13 protein-coding genes are annotated in these 13,763 nt (G+C 68.5%); 12 read left to right on the top strand and 1 reads right to left on the bottom strand.

The window, feature by feature from the left end; translation table 11 throughout:
• A complete protein-coding gene (locus ACFFDA_RS17620; protein ID WP_404482088.1) occupies positions 1-1,632 on the bottom strand; it encodes a GMC family oxidoreductase in 1,632 nt (543 codons plus the stop codon).
• Positions 1,633-1,785: 153 nt separating this feature from the next.
• On the opposite strand from ACFFDA_RS17620, the gene ACFFDA_RS17615 reads away from it, so the two are divergent.
• From ACFFDA_RS17615 to ACFFDA_RS17560, 12 genes are all read left to right on the top strand, one after another.
• Positions 1,786-2,181: a Zn-ribbon domain-containing OB-fold protein gene (locus ACFFDA_RS17615; RefSeq protein WP_404482087.1), complete on the top strand. Its 396-nt coding sequence runs from the start codon at positions 1,786-1,788 to the stop codon at positions 2,179-2,181.
• Positions 2,178-3,350: a thiolase family protein gene (locus ACFFDA_RS17610; RefSeq protein ID WP_404482086.1), complete on the top strand. Its 1,173-nt coding sequence runs from the start codon at positions 2,178-2,180 to the stop codon at positions 3,348-3,350. The genes ACFFDA_RS17615 and ACFFDA_RS17610 overlap by 4 nt, the downstream gene beginning before the upstream one ends.
• A gap of 5 nt (positions 3,351-3,355) precedes the next feature.
• Positions 3,356-4,564, top strand: coding sequence for an acyl-CoA dehydrogenase family protein (locus ACFFDA_RS17605; protein ID WP_404482085.1), 1,209 nt, complete (start codon positions 3,356-3,358; stop codon positions 4,562-4,564).
• A gap of 185 nt (positions 4,565-4,749) precedes the next feature.
• Positions 4,750-5,739 carry a thiamine pyrophosphate-dependent dehydrogenase E1 component subunit alpha gene (locus ACFFDA_RS17600; RefSeq protein WP_404482084.1) on the top strand — a complete coding sequence of 330 codons (990 nt, stop codon included), beginning with the start codon at positions 4,750-4,752 and terminating at the stop codon, positions 5,737-5,739.
• A gap of 17 nt (positions 5,740-5,756) precedes the next feature.
• Positions 5,757-6,770, top strand: a complete 1,014-nt coding sequence (locus ACFFDA_RS17595) for an alpha-ketoacid dehydrogenase subunit beta (RefSeq protein WP_404482083.1) — start codon at positions 5,757-5,759, stop codon at positions 6,768-6,770.
• 13 nt (positions 6,771-6,783) lie between these two features.
• A complete protein-coding gene (locus tag ACFFDA_RS17590; RefSeq protein WP_404482082.1) occupies positions 6,784-8,232 on the top strand; it encodes a dihydrolipoamide acetyltransferase family protein in 1,449 nt (482 codons plus the stop codon).
• 91 nt (positions 8,233-8,323) lie between these two features.
• On the top strand, positions 8,324-8,887 hold the full coding sequence (locus ACFFDA_RS17585; RefSeq protein ID WP_404482081.1) for a VOC family protein: 564 nt from the start codon (positions 8,324-8,326) through the stop codon (positions 8,885-8,887).
• Positions 8,887-10,104 carry an acyl-CoA dehydrogenase family protein gene (locus ACFFDA_RS17580; protein ID WP_404482080.1) on the top strand — a complete coding sequence of 406 codons (1,218 nt, stop codon included), beginning with the start codon at positions 8,887-8,889 and terminating at the stop codon, positions 10,102-10,104. The genes ACFFDA_RS17585 and ACFFDA_RS17580 overlap by 1 nt, the downstream gene beginning before the upstream one ends.
• Positions 10,101-11,171 carry a phosphotransferase gene (locus ACFFDA_RS17575; RefSeq protein WP_404482079.1) on the top strand — a complete coding sequence of 357 codons (1,071 nt, stop codon included), beginning with the start codon at positions 10,101-10,103 and terminating at the stop codon, positions 11,169-11,171. The genes ACFFDA_RS17580 and ACFFDA_RS17575 overlap by 4 nt, the downstream gene beginning before the upstream one ends.
• Positions 11,172-11,299: 128 nt before the next feature.
• Entirely contained in the window at positions 11,300-11,644 is a 345-nt protein-coding gene (gene rpoZ, locus ACFFDA_RS17570) for a DNA-directed RNA polymerase subunit omega (protein ID WP_404482078.1), read from the top strand.
• Between the two features lie 150 nt (positions 11,645-11,794).
• Positions 11,795-12,553 (top strand): ParA family protein, encoded by a 759-nt coding sequence (locus ACFFDA_RS17565; RefSeq protein WP_404482077.1) that lies wholly within the window; start codon positions 11,795-11,797, stop codon positions 12,551-12,553.
• A gap of 124 nt (positions 12,554-12,677) precedes the next feature.
• The gene (locus ACFFDA_RS17560; RefSeq protein ID WP_404482076.1) at positions 12,678-13,718 is read left to right on the top strand and encodes a DUF3667 domain-containing protein; all 1,041 of its coding nucleotides are present in this window, start codon (positions 12,678-12,680) and stop codon (positions 13,716-13,718) included.
• Positions 13,719-13,763 lie beyond the last annotated feature (45 nt).

Genomic DNA, 13,763 nt, shown 5'->3' with positions numbered 1-13,763 from the left:
CTACCCGCGATCCTCCAGCATCAGCGCTGCGCCCCTCAGGCCCAGCGCCATCGCCGGGGCATTGGTGTTGCCGGTCACATGCCACGGCATCACCGAGCAGTCCGCCACGCGCACCCCCTGCACCCCGTTCACCCGCAGCCGGGGGTCGACCACGGCCTGCGGATCGCCGCCCATGCGGCACGAGCGGATGGCGTGGAGGCCGCAGCTCGACAGGCGCCGGAACATCGCCAGGATGTCCTCGTCGCTCTCCACCTGGGCGCCGGGCACCAGTTCCTCCCCGACCATCCGGTCGAGCGGCGCGGCGTGCACGAAATCGCGCATCTTGCGCACCAGCGCGATCGCCGAGCGGCGGTCGTGTTCGGTGGTGAGGAAGTTGTGGTGGATGTCCGGCGCATCGGTGGGCGAGGGGCCGGTGGCGCGCACGCTGCTTTCGGAAGTGAGGCGCAGGAGCTGGCCGTAGATGGTGACGCCGGGGCGGGGGTCGATCTTGTCGAGCGGGACCGGGTCCTTGTCGTCGCCGACCCTGAAGGTGTAGCCGCCCAGGTAGAACTGCGCATCGGTGCGCCCGTCCGGGTGGGCGACGTTGCAGAAGGCGCCGACCTCGAACGGCCCGGTCGCCAGGACGCCGTCGTGGCGCACGAGGTAGCGCAGCATGGCGAGCGCGGCGCCGAGACCGAAGAAGCTCTTGTTGGTGCCCTTGCCATGATCGAGCCGGAACGGGATCGAGAGCGAGAGGTGCTCGATCATCCGCTCGCCCACGTCCGGCGAATGGGCGACGAGGGGAATGCCCGCCGCCGCCAGCCGGTCCGCATCGCCGATGCCCGATCGTTGCAGGAGCAGGGGGCTCTCCATCGCGCCGGCACTGACGACGATCTCGCCCGAACACGCGAAGCGGCGCGCCTGGCCGTCGACGGTCGCCTCGAGAGCCACCGCGCGGGTGCCTTCGAAGACGATCCGGGTCGCCATCACGCCGGTCATCACCGTGACGTTGGGCCGCTTGCGGGCGGCGGCAAGGTAGGTGCGGGCGGAGGAATCGCGCTTACCGTCGCGGATGTTGTGGCTGTAGTAGCCGACGCGCGGGCCGGGCCTGCCGTTGAGGTCCTCGACGCGGGCGAGGCCCAGCGTCTCGCCGGCCTCGATCATGCGCTCGGCCAGCGGGTACTTGAAGCAGGCGGGGTCGACCCGCACGAGGCCGCCGCTGCCGCGCATCGGGCCCGCGCCGGCGGCGTGGTCCTCCAGTTCGAGGAAAGCCCGCGTCATGCTCTCGCCGTTCCAGCCGGTGGCGCCGGCCTCGGTTTCCCAGGCGTCGTAGTCGGCCGGTTCGCCCCGGCTCCAGATCATGCCGTTGATCGAGGAGGAGCCGCCCAGGCCCTTGCCGCGAATCCACACTTCGCCCGCGCCGGGATCGTTGGCGCCCGGATCGCGCGGCTGGGCGACGTGGTAGGCCCACATGTGTTCGGGGCGCTTGACCAGCTTGGAGACGCCCTTGGGCAGCGTGACCCAGAAGCTGTCGTTCTCGCCGCCGGCTTCGAGCACGAGCACTTGCGACCTGCCGTCCGCGCTCAGCCGCTCGGCCATGACGCAGCCGGCCGAACCGGCGCCGATGATGATGTAGTCCCATTGTTTCGACATTATGCGTCTCTCCCGCGCCGAGAGGTCGCACGAACTAGCGCAATGGCTACCCTAGCGTTTTGGTGAGTCACAATGCGTGCGCCGGCGGGCTTAAACCGATCCCGGGACCGGACTCCAATACCGGCCGGATTGCGTTACGGAAATGGGAGCGAGATGCGCGCTATTGCACAAGGCCTGTTCACTGACGAGACGCCCGCGCGGCTGATCGGCGGCAAGGATCGGGAGACCGGCCGGATCGTGTTCCCGTGTCCCGCAAGCACCGGCTACGAGCCCGTGCCGCTGTCGCGAGAGGGCACCGTGTGGTCGTTCACCGTGCAGCGCTACCGGCCCAAGACGCCGCCATATGCGGGGCCCGACGCTTTCGCGCCCTGGGTGGTCGCCTATGTCGAGCTGCCGGGCGAAGTGATCGTCGAGGCGCGGCTGGACGAGGTCGCCTTCGCGGACGTGAAGATCGGCATGCCGGTGCGCCTTGCTCCTTCGCCGCTGGACCCCGACGACGCGGACAGCGCGCTCATCCCCGCTTTCGTGCCCGCAGGAGCAGCAGCATGAGCACAGGAACCCCCGACGTGTGCATCGTCGGCATCGGCATCCATCCGTTCGGACGCACCGACGGGCTTTCCGGCCTGGACCAGGGCGTCTTCGCGGTGCGCCAGGCGCTCGCCGACGCGGGCCTGGAATGGCCGCAGCTCCAGTTCGCCTACGGTGCCTCGGACTCGGCCGGCAACCCGGACACCATGGTCGACCGCCTCGGGCTGACCGGCATGCAGTTCATCAACGTGCGCAACGGCTGCGCGGCGGGCGGTTCGGCGCTGTTCTCGGGCCAGATGGCGATCAAGTCGGGCGAGTTCGACATCGGCCTCGCGGTCGGCTTCGACAAGCACCCGCGCGGCGCCTTCAACGCGCTGCCGAGCGAATACAACCTGCCCGACTGGTACGGCGAGGTCGGCCAGATGGTCACCACCCAGTTCTTCGCGGCCAAGATCATGCGCTACATGCAGATGTTCGGCATCTCGCAGGAGACGCTGGGCCGGGTGGCGGAGAAAGCCTTCCGCAACGCCGTGCACGCGCCCCACGCCTGGCGCCGCGAGCCGGTGTCGCTGGAGGACATCCTTGCCGCTCCGCTGGTGAGCGATCCCTATACCAAGTACATGTTCTGCTCTCCGGCCGAGGGCGGCGTCGCGCTGGTGCTCGCCAGCGAGAAGAAGGCGCGCGAGCTGGGCAAGCCGCTGATCCGCCTCAAGGCCGCGACCATGCGCACCCGCCCGCCGCACAGCTTCGAGGTGTTCGCGCCGTCGGTCGACGTGGTCGCGGACGATTCCAGGCCCCGCCCGACCGCCTCGCGCATCGCCTCGGCCGACGCCTTCCGCCTCGCCGGCATCGGCCCGGGCGACATCGACGTCGCGCAGTTGCAGGACACCGAGGCGGGCGCCGAGATCATGCACATGGCCGAAAACGGCTTCTGCGCCGACGGCGAGCAGGAGAAGTGGCTGGCCGAGGGCCGCACCGCGATCGGCGGCGCGCTGCCGGTCAACACCGACGGCGGCTGCCTGGCCTGCGGCGAGCCGATCGGCGCCTCGGGCCTGCGCCAGGTCTACGAAAACGTCGTGCAACTGCGGGGCGACGGCGGTGGCCGTCAGGTCCAGGGGAACCCGAAGACGGCCTACAGCCACGTCTACGGCGCCCCGGGCGTCTCCGCCGTCACCATTCTGGAACGTTGAAGCGAATGGACATCGAACTTTCCCCCGAGGACCGGGCCTTCCGCGACGAAGTCCGCACGTTCCTGCGCGAAAACCTTCCCGCCGAGGTCAAGGCCGGCGCGGCGGCGACGCCGTCCGTGTTCGTCGAGCCCGACATCGGCCAGGTCTGGAACGGCGTGCTCAACGCCAAGGGCTGGCTGGGCTACCAGTGGCCCACAGAGCATGGCGGCACCGGCTGGACGCCGCTGCAACGCTACCTGTTCGAGAAGGAGTGCGCCGCCGCCGGCGCTCCCAACCTCACCGTGCTGGGCCTGAAACTGCTGGCGCCGGTGATCTGGACGTTCGGCACCGAGGCGCAGAAGGCGCAAGTCCTGCCGCGCATCCTTTCGGGCGACGACTACTGGTGCCAGGGCTTCTCCGAGCCCGGCGCCGGCTCCGACCTCGCCAGCCTCAAGACCCGCGCGGTGCTGGAAGGGGACCACTATCGCGTCACCGGCTCGAAGATCTGGACCACCCACGCGCACCACGCCAACCGCATGTTCACGCTGGTCCGCACCGATCCCGAGGTGAAGAAGCAGGCGGGCATCTCGTTCCTGCTGATCGACCTCGACAGCCCGGGCGTCTCGGTGCGCCCGATCCTGACCAACGCCGGCGACCACGAGGTCAACCAGGTGTTCCTCGAGGACGTGATCGTCCCGGCCGAGAACCTCGTCGGCGGCGAGGGCCAGGGCTGGACGATCGCCAAGTTCCTGCTGGAAAACGAGCGCGGCGGCTCGTGCCACGCGCCCAAGCTTGCCTACGACCTCGACCAGGTCGAGGCCGGCGCCCGCGGCGAGAGCGACGGGAAGGGCGGATCGCTCGGCGACCAGGTCGACTGGCGCCGCCGCGTGGCCAAGGCGCGCCTTTCGGTCAACGCGCTGGAGATGATCGAACTCAAGATCATTTCCGAGATCGCCAAGGGCCGCAAGCCCGGCCCGCAGACCTCGCTGACCAAGCTGCTCGCCTCGAACCTGCGCCAGGAGATCGACCTGCTCGCGGTGGACCTCTACGGTCCGGCCGGGCTGCAACTGGAAACCGCCCGCCCGCTCTACGGCGACAATTGTCCGCCGGGCCTGCATTCCAAGGGTGCCCAGGTCGCATCGCCGCGCTATCTCAACAGCCGTGCCTGGACGATCTTCGGCGGCACCAACGAGGTGCAGAGCACGATCATCGCCAAGTCGGTGCTGGGGTTGTGATCGCGGCGCTGGTTCCATCCCGATCCGCGTCCGCATCGTCATTGCGGGGCCCGAAGGGCCGTGGCAACCCGGAGCGTCGGGGGCATCCCCCTGGGTTGCTTCGCTACCCTCGCAATGACGAGCGAGGGAGCGGTCATGAATGAAATCGATGCGGTCCGCCGCACCCACAACGAGAGGAAATCCTGATGCAGCAGAACCGCGAGGCGCTGACCCGCGCCTATCGGCAGATGAAGCTGATCCGCGAATTCGAGGAACGGCTCCACGAGGAGATCCAGACCGGCGAGATCGCGGGCTTCACCCACCTCTACTGCGGCCAGGAAGCCGTCGCCGTCGGCGTGTGCGAGCACCTGACCGAGCGTGACAAGATCGTCTCCACCCACCGCGGCCATGGCCATTGCCTCGCCAAGGGCTGCGACGTCGACGGGATGATGAAGGAAATCTGGGGCAGCCAGGAAGGCCTCTGCAACGGCAAGGGCGGCTCGATGCACATCGCCGACCTCGACAAGGGCATGCTGGGCGCCAACGGCATCGTCGGCGCCGGCGCGCCGATCGCGGTGGGCGCGGCGCTGGCGAGCAAGATCGACGGCCCCGACGCCGAAGGCAAGCTGGGCGTCTCCATCGCCTTCTCGGGCGACGGCGCCTGCAACCAGGGCACCACGTTCGAGGCGATGAACCTGGCGGTCGTCACCAAGTCCCCGGCGATCTTCGTCTTCGAGAACAACCACTATTCCGAGCACACCGGCGTCGACTACGCCGTCGGCACGGTGAACGACATCGCCAGCCGCGCCGAGGCGTTCGGCATGAAGGTGTGGCGCGGCGACGGCACCGACTTTTTCTCGGTCTACGACACGTTCCGCGAAGTGCTCGAATTCGTGCGCGTCCCCGGCAACGGCCCCGCCGCCGTCGAATTCGACACCGAGCGCTTCTTCGGCCACTTCGAGGGCGACCCGCAGCGCTATCGCGGCGACGGCGAACTCGACCGCCTGCGTGCCGAGCGTGATTGCCTCAAGATCTTCCGCAAGAGCGTGACGGGCGCAGCCCTGCTCGACCATGCGGACCTCGACACGATCGACGCCGACGCTCTCCAGGCCATCGAGAACGCGGTCCAGGCCTCTCGCGCCGCGGCTCGCCCGAGCCCCGAGAACGTCCTCGACAACGTCTACATCAGCTACTGACGGCAGGAGCGAGAACCATGGCAAAAATGATGTATCGCGACGCCATCCGCAACACGATCTTCCAGGAGATGCAGCGCGACGAACGCGTCGTCGTCCTGGGCGAGGACGTGGTGGGCGGCATGGGCACTGCCGGCGGCCCCGAAGCCATCGGCGGCATCTGGTCGACCTCGACCGGCTTCTACGACGCCTTCGGGCCCGACCGGGTGATCGACACCCCGATCAGCGAAAGCGCGATCATGGGCGCGGCTGGCGGTTTGGCCCTGGCCGGAAAGCGGCCCGTGGCCGAGATCATGTTCGCCGACTTCATCGGCGTGTGCATGGACCAGCTGTGGAACCAGATCGCCAAGTTCCGCTACATGTTCGGCGGCAAGTCGATCTGCCCGGCGGTGATCCGCATGCCCTGCGGCGCCGGCTACAACGCTGCCGCGCAGCACAGCCAGATGATCTCCCAGTTCGTCACCAACATGCCGGGCATCAAGGTGCTCATGCCGGCGACCCCGGCGGACGCCTGCGGCCTGCTGCGCCAGGCGATCCGCGACGACGATCCGGTGGTCTTCCTCGAGCACAAGTTCCTCTACGCGATGACCGGCGACGTGCCCGACGACCCGGACTTCTGCATCCCCTTCGGCCATGCCCGCCTGGCGCGCGCCGGCAAGGACGCCACCATCGTCGCCAGCGGCATGATGGTGCAATATGCCGAGACCGCCGCCGACGACCTCGCGCAGGACGGCATCGGCTGCGACGTGATCGACCTTCGCACCACCTCGCCGCTCGACGAGGAAGCGATCCTCGACTCGGTCGAAGTGACCGGGCGCGCGGTGATCGTCGACGAAGCGCCGCCGCGCTGCTCGCTGGCGACCGACCTCTCCGCGCTGATCGCCCAGAAGGCCTTCGCGAGCCTCAGGGCGCCGATCGAGATGGTGACGCCGCCGCACACGCCCGTACCGTTCGCCCGCGAACTCGAGAGCGCCTACCTGCCCAGCCCCGCGAAGATCGCGGCCGCCGTGCGCAAGACGCTCGATTACCGTTGAGAGAGGCGCTGACATGAGTCGCATCCGCGCATTCACGATGCCGAAATGGGGCATCGAAATGACCGAGGGCACCATCGCCGACTGGATGGTGAAGGAAGGAGACACCTTCAAGCGCGGCCAGACGCTGTGCCTGATCGAAACCGCCAAGATCACCAACGAGGTCGAGGCCGAATACGACGCCACCGTACGGCGCATCCTCATCGGCGGCGGCAGCGAGGCCGAACCCGTCGGCGCACTGCTCGCGGTGTTCGACGAGGGCTCGCACTCGGACGACGAGATCGAGGCCTTCGTCGCCGGGTTCAAGCCGGCCGAGGGAGGGATCGCCAAGGGGGCGGAGAAAGCCAAGGCGCCTGAACCCGCGCCTGCCGCAACCGCCGCGCCCGAGCCGGAAAAGCAGCGCGTCAAGATCGACACCAACCGCCCGATCAGCCCCGAGGCGCTGCGCCTCGCGGAAGAGGAAGGCGTCGACATCGCCGGCATCGAGGGATCGGGCCGGGGCGGGCGCATCACCCACCAGGACGTCGTCAGGGCGCTGCGCGGACCCGCGACGGCGGCACCCAAGGGCGTGCTGGCGGTGGAGCCCGACGACCTGCGGGTCCTCGCCTCGCCGCTGGCGCGCCGGATCGCCGCGCTGCACGGCCTGTCGCTTTCGGGTCTCACCGGGACCGGTCCGCGCGGCCGCATCTCCAAGGCCGACGTGCTGGCGCTGGTGCCTGCGCCGAAGGCCGCGGCGAGCGGCTTCGGCACGCCGGAATTCGTCGCCGGCGAGAACCGTCCCGAGATCGTGCCCTTCGACCGCATCCGCAAGGTCGTCGCCCAGCGGCTGACCCAGGCCAAGCAGGAACTGCCGCACTTCTACTTGCGCATGTCGGCCAGCGCCGATGCCCTGCTCGAGATGCGCAAGACCGCCAACCTGGTGCTGGGCGCCAAGGCCTCGGTCAACGACTGGATCGTCAAGGCCTGCGCCATGGCGCTGGCCAGGCACCCCGACGTCAACGTGCAGGTCCACGGGCAGGAGATCCACCGCTTCCCGCACGCCGACGTCTCGATCGCGGTCGCCAGCCCCAAGGGCCTCGTCACGCCGGTGGTGCGCCAGGCCAACCTCATGCGCATCGACCAGATCGCAAGCGAGACCCGCCGCCTGATCGACAAGGCACAGGCCGGCAAGCTGAGCATGGACGACATGGAGGGCGGCACCTTCTCGGTCTCGAACCTGGGCATGTTCGGGATCGAGAACTTCGATGCGATCATCAACCCGCCGCAGGGCGCGATCCTCGCCGTCGGCGCGGCCCTGCGCCAGCCGGTCGAGACCCCGTCGGGCGGCCCAAATGGTTCCTGGGCCTTCGAGACGCGCATCTCGGTGACGCTCTCGGTCGACCACCGCGCCATCGACGGCGCGGCCGCTGCGCAGTTCCTGCAGACGCTCAAGGGCCTGATCGAGAAGCCGGAAGGCCTGTTCTAGGCTGTGGCCGCAAACCTCCCTTCGTCATTCCCGCCTTCGCGGGGATGCCGAGGACAATACAAGAATGATCGTGCGTTGAAAGGATAACGCGATGACCGGAGAGGCAACCACCCCTGCAATCACCAGACCGGGCCCGCTCAAGCGGCTCGGCGACGTGATCCAGCTCGCCTATTTCCCCACCGACTTCGACGCTACCATGAAGTACTGGATCGGGACCGTCGGCGTCGGTCCGTTCTTCGTGCTCAACGACGTCCGCCTCGACGACATGAAGTACAAGGGCCAGCCCACCGACGCCACCTTCACCATGGCGATCGGCTACTGGGGCGACATCCAGATCGAACTCATCAAGACCGACAGCGACGCCCCCTCGCTCTACTCGGGCGAATACGCGGTGCGCGACCGGCTCCACCACGTCTGCGTCTTCGTCGAATCGATCGCCGAAGCGCGCAAGGCCTGCGCCGAGGCCGGTGCGCAAGTGATCGTCGAGGGCAAGGTCGGCGCCGATGGCGAAGTGATCTACGTCGATCCCGGCCAGGGCCCCGGCCACGTAATCGAGTACCTCCAGCCCTTGACCGGGACCGAGGGCCTCTTCCAGATGATGAAGGATGCCGCCCGCGACTGGGACGGCTCCGATCCGATCCGGGTGCTCCAGTAATGACCGACATATCCCAGCACGCACAGGACATGGCCGAAAAGGTGGAGGCCTTCGTGCGCGATGCGATCGTGCCCTACGAGAAGGACCCGCGCCGCGACCACCACGGCGCCCCGACCGACGAACTGGTGATGGAGATGCGCGCGCTCGCCCTCGAGGCCGGCGTGCTCACCCCGCACATCCGCGAGGACGGTTCGCACCTGACCCAGCGCGAGACCGCGGTGGTGCTCACCAGGTCCGGCCTGTCGCCGCTGGGTCCGCTCGCCTGCAACACCATGGCGCCCGACGAGGGCAACATGTACCTGATCGGCCACGTCGGCTCGCCCGACCTGAAGGAACGCTTCCTCAAGCCCCTGGTCGAGGGCAGGGCGCGCTCCGCCTTCTTCATGACCGAACCGGCCGACTGGGGCGGCGCCGGGTCCGACCCCTCGATGATGAAGACCACCTGCCGCAAGGACGGCAACCAGTGGGTCATCGACGGGCGCAAGACCTTCATAACCGGCGCGCAAGGGGCGCGTGTCGGCATCGTCATGGCCGCCTCCGCCGAGGAAGAGACCAAGGGCGGCGCCTGCATGTTCCTGGTCGACCTGCCCGACGAGGCCATCCGCATCGACGAGGTGCCCAACACCATCGACACCTCGATGCCCGGCGGCCACGCCACGCTGACGATCGACAACTTGCGCGTCCCCGCGGACCAGATGCTGGGCCAGCCGGGCGAGGGCTTCAAGTACGCCCAGATCCGCCTCTCGCCCGCCCGCCTGTCGCACTGCATGCGCTGGCTGGGGGCGTGCATCCGCGCCCACGAGATCGCCAGCGACTACGCCTGCCGTCGCATGGCCTTCGGCAAGCAGCTCATCGAGCACGAGGGCGTCGGCTTCATGCTCGCCGAGAACCAGATCCTCATCAAGCAGTGCGAACTGATGATCGACTGGTGCGCCGGCGTGCTCGATTCGGGCTCGCTCGGCACCATCGAAAGCTCGATGGCCAAGGTCTCGGTCTCCGAGGCGCTGATGAAGATCGCCGACAACTGCGTGCAGGTGCTGGGCGGGATCGGCGTCACCGAACGCACCATCGTCGAGCAGGTGTTCCGCGAGATCCGCGCCTTCCGCATCTACGATGGCCCCACCGAAGTCCACAAGTGGAGCCTCGCCAAGAAGATCCGCCGCGACTGGCGCAAGGCGCAGGAAGCCTTGGCGGCGAAGGAAGCCGAGCCGGCATGACCGACGTCGCCCCCGATCTTGCCGACGCCAACTCCGGCACCACCGCCGTGCGCGAGGGTTACGCCTTCGACGAGGCGGCGCTGGTCGCCTGGATGGAAGCCCACGTCGAGGACTTCGCCGGCCCGCTCACGGTCGAACAGTTCAAGGGCGGCCAGTCGAACCCGACCTACAAGCTGGTGACGCCGACGCGTGCCTACGTCCTGCGCCGCAAGCCGCCGGGCGAACTGCTCAAGGGCGCCCACGCGGTCGAGCGCGAGGCCAAGGTGCTTTCCGCGCTGCACGGCGCCGGCTTCCCGGCCGCGCGCGTCTACGGCCTGTGCACCGACGACACGGTGCTGGGCACCTGGTTCTACGTCATGGAAATGGTCGAGGGCCGGATCTTCTGGGACGCCACCGTCCCCGGCGTATCCAGCGAGGAACGCGCCGCCATCTTCGACGCGATGAACGCGACGATCGCCCAGCTCCATTCCTTCGACCCCGCCGCCATCGGCCTCGGCGACTACGGCAGGCCCGGCAATTACTTCGCCCGCCAGGTCGGCCGCTGGTCGAAGCAGTACGTCGAGGACGAGGCCGCCGGCCGCAACGCCGACATGGACGCGGTGATCGCCTGGCTCGGGGCGAACATGCCGCAGGACGACGGCGCCTCCAGCGTGATCCACGGCGACTTCCGCATCGACAACATGATCTTCCACCCCACCGAGCCGCGCGTGCTGGCGGTGCTCGACTGGGAACTGTCGACGCTGGGCCATCCCCTGGCCGACTTCGCCTATCACGCGATGATGTACCACATGCCCCCGCACATCGTCGCCGGGCTGGGCGGCGCCGACATCGCCGCGCTCGGCATCCCGACCGAGGCGGACTACGTCGCCGCCTACTGCCGCCGCACCGGCCGCGAGGGGCTACCCGACTACCGCTATTACATGGCGTTCAATTTCTTCCGCCTCGCCGCGATCTTCCACGGCATCAAGGGCCGCGTCATCCGCGGCACTGCGTCGAACGCCCAGGCGAAGGAGCGGGCCGAGGCGTTTCCCGAACTGGCGAGGCTGGCGCTGGGGTTCACGCGCTAGGACAGCGCCATCAGAACAACGTCGAGAACAACGTCGAATCGCCCGCCTACCCCATTTCCTTGACTCCTGCCGCCCCCCGGCCTATCTGCCGGCCTTTCCGAACCTTCAGATTATTTCCGGGAGTGCCCATGGCGCGCGTAACTGTCGAAGACTGCGTCGACAAGATCCCCAACCGCTTCGACCTCGTCCTGCTCGCTGCCCAGCGTGCGCGCGAGATTTCGGGCGGCGCCGAACTCACCGTCGACCGCGATCGCGACAAGAACCCGGTCGTCGCCCTGCGCGAGATCGCCGACGAGACGGTGATCCCGTCGGTCCTCAAGGAAACCCTGACCGCGTCGATGCAGCGGGTCCTGCCGGACGACGACGACGAGATGGACGAGATCGGCTCGCTCAGCCAGTCGGCCGAGGCCCTGCGCATCACCGCGTCGGCCCCGACCCGCAACACCTCGCTCGGCGGCGATTACGACGGCTGATCGTTTTCGTTGACTGTCGCGACATGACGGGCAACGATCGATGCAGTGTCCGCGAAATCGAAACTGCCTCGCATCATCGGATTTTCCGGGGGACCGCCCAACAGGGCCGGTCCCCTTGGTGCGTCCGGGACGGAACTGTCTGAGCGGCCCATGGCCGGCGCGGTAGATGCAAGCGCGACGATCGCGGTCTACAGCGTCAAGGGCGGCGTCGGCAAGACGACCTTCGCTGCGAACCTCGCCTGGTGCTCGGCCGTGGCGGGCGGGCGCAGGACCCTGCTCTGGGACCTCGACGCCGCGGGCGGATCGGCCTTTCTCTACGGACTCGAACCGCAGGACGCACAGCTCGCCGAGGAAGTCTTCGCGCGCGAACGCCCGGCCGCAGGGCTGATCCAGCACACCGCCTATGCCGGGCTCGACGTACTTCCCGCCGACGAATCCATCCGCTCCCTCGATGCGCAACTGGCACGCATCGGCAAGCGCAAGCGGCTGGCGAAGCTGACCGAGGAACTGTCGGGCGACTATGCCCGCATCATCCTCGACTGCCCGCCGGTGATGAACGAACTCTCCGCGCAGATCGTGCGGGCCGCCGATCTCGTGATCGTGCCGCTGCCGCCGTCACCACTCTCGGCCCGCGCCTTCGACCTCGTGGTCCGCGAGATCGCCGGCAACACCAAGCGCCATCCGCCGATCCTGCCCGTGCTCTCGATGCTCGACATGCGCCGCGCGCTGCACAAGCAGGCGCAGGAGGCGAACCCGAACTGGCCGGCCATCCCCTACGCCAGCGTGGTGGAGCAAAGCGCCGTGCACCGCCAGCCCGTCGGCGCCCTGGCCCCGCAGAGCCCTGCAGCGCAGTCGTTCGGGCGCCTGTGGGACGCGATCGAGAAGAAGCTGGCCCAGCGCCGGACCTGAACTCCCGGGTCGCGATGGCGATCCGGTGTGACGGCGTCATGCGCCATGCGGCGATGCAAACCGCCCACCTATCCAGAACGCGCACCAGTTGTTACCTTCCTCGCCAGTGCAAGTGGGGGCGAGCATGAGCGGCATCGACGAAGGGCTGGCGGAACTGGGGCAGGGCAGCGTCACCGCGGCTGCGGTGGAACCTGCGGCGGCGACCGCCGGGCATACCCACGAGACGACGTGCCTCAACTGCGGCACGGCGCTGGTCGGGTCGCACTGCCATGCCTGCGGGCAGGCGGCGCATGTCCACCGCACGCTCGGTGCATTCTTCCACGACCTGCTGCACGGCGTCTTCCATTTCGAGGGCAAGGTCTGGCGCACGCTGCCGCTGCTGGTCTGGCGCCCGGGCCGGCTGACGCGCGAGTACATCGACGGGCGACGCGCCAGCTACGTCTCGCCGATCGCGCTGTTCCTGTTCTTCGTCTTCCTGATGTTCGCGGTGTTCCACGCCACGCAGGACCACGAGGTGGCCGGCCCTGTCGCCGGGGGCGGGAACGTCGCGGCCAACATCGCACGGCTCGAGGGCGAGATCGCGCAGCTTCGCACGCGGCGGCAGGCCGCCGCCGACGCCGGCAGGCCGACCGACCCCCTCGACGCGCAGATCGAGGGGCGGCAGGACGTGCTAGACACCTTGCGCGACCTCGGGACCGGGAACGCGCAAGCGGGAGTCCATGCGGGCAAGCCGATCAGCAGTTTCCCCATGGTCGACAAGGCGATCCGCACGTTCCAGGCGAACCCGGAACTGGCGATCTACAAGCTCCAGACCTATGCCTACAAGTATAGCTGGGCGCTGATCCCGATTTCGGTGCCGTTCCTGTGGCTGCTGTTTCCCTTCAGCCGCCGCTTCCACCTTTACGACCACACCGTGTTCGTGACGTACTCGCTGTGCTTCATGACGCTGCTGGCGATCGCGGCGATGGTCCTCGGCGCGCTCGGGCCGAGCTGGGTGGTGCCCCTGCTGTTCTTCGCGCCGCCGATCCACATGTACCGGCAATTGCGCGGCGCCTATGGGCTGGCCCGGTTCGGGGCCCTGTGGCGCACCGTTCTGCTGCTGCTTTTCGCCACGACGGCGCTGCTCCTGTTTGTCCTGATGATCATGGCACAGTCGAGCTTCTGATCCGGCGCGGGCCTGTCGACAGGCGTGCCGGCGGCGATCCGCGGC

Origin of the sequence: Novosphingobium sp. BL-52-GroH (genome assembly GCF_044813085.1) — a bacterium.
In the GTDB taxonomy this organism is placed as follows: domain Bacteria; phylum Pseudomonadota; class Alphaproteobacteria; order Sphingomonadales; family Sphingomonadaceae; genus Novosphingobium.
Note: the sequence above shows the minus strand (reverse complement) of the source record. Positions and strands in the feature narration are given on the sequence as shown.